Origin of the sequence: Phocaeicola paurosaccharolyticus JCM 15092 (genome assembly GCF_000613805.1) — a bacterium.
GTDB classification, from domain to species: domain Bacteria; phylum Bacteroidota; class Bacteroidia; order Bacteroidales; family Bacteroidaceae; genus Phocaeicola; species Phocaeicola paurosaccharolyticus.
In genome coordinates this window covers 1-882 of sequence record NZ_BAJR01000083.1, presented here as the reverse complement: position 1 = coordinate 882, position 882 = coordinate 1, and the positions used below count along the sequence as shown (strand labels likewise).

Here is an 882-nt window from a genome sequence, read left to right as displayed (position 1 = left end):
TTGATAATGTAATAAACAGCCATGAGCAATTCTTAAGTACTCTTATCGGAAGATATGGAAACAGAATCGAAAAAGGAAAGTTTGTACTTGAAGGTAAAGAATATTCTCTAGCTATAAATAACGGACCAAATGCCTTACATGGCGGACCTACCGGTTTCCACAGACAGGTTTGGGCAGCCAGCCAATCATCAGAGAATGAATTACACCTATATTATACAGCAAAAGATGGAGAAGAGGGCTTCCCTGGAAATGTAGAGATACAGGTCACTTACACACTTACAGATGATAATGAATTCAAGATTACTTATCAGGCAACTACTGACAAGGCTACAATAATAAATCTTACACATCACGCATTCTTCAGTCTATCAGGATTAGCTAATCCTACAGCTACAATAGACAATAATCTTCTTACAATCAATGCTGACTTCTATACTCCTATCGATGAGGTGTCAATCCCAACAGGAGAGATACTTAAAGTTGAGGGAACTCCTATGGACTTCCGTACTCCACATACAGTAGGCAGCAGAATAGACGACAACTTTGAACAGTTGGTATTTGGAGCTGGTTATGATCATTGCTATGTATTGAATAAACCGGAAGCCGGTGTTCTATCTTTCGCTGCAAAATGTATTGAGCCTGTAAGCGGAAGAAATATGGAGGTTTATACTACTGAACCTGGAGTTCAGCTATATTCATCAAATTGGCATAATGGCTTTACTGGAGCTCATGGTGCTACATTCCCTAGAAGAAGTGCTTTATGTTTCGAAGCACAGCACTTCCCTGACACACCAAACAAAGCTCATTTCCCTTCATGTGTTTTACACCCATGTGAAAAATACGAACAGACTACTATCTATAAATTTGGAGTAGAAAAATAAT

The 882-nt window shown here is 38.8% G+C and carries 1 protein-coding gene; it reads left to right on the top strand.

The features are described 5' to 3' along the window. A partial coding sequence (locus tag JCM15092_RS14300) for an aldose epimerase family protein (RefSeq protein WP_024995229.1) occupies positions 1-881 on the top strand: 881 nt, incomplete at its 5' end. Between the last annotated feature and the right edge of the window lies 1 nt (position 882).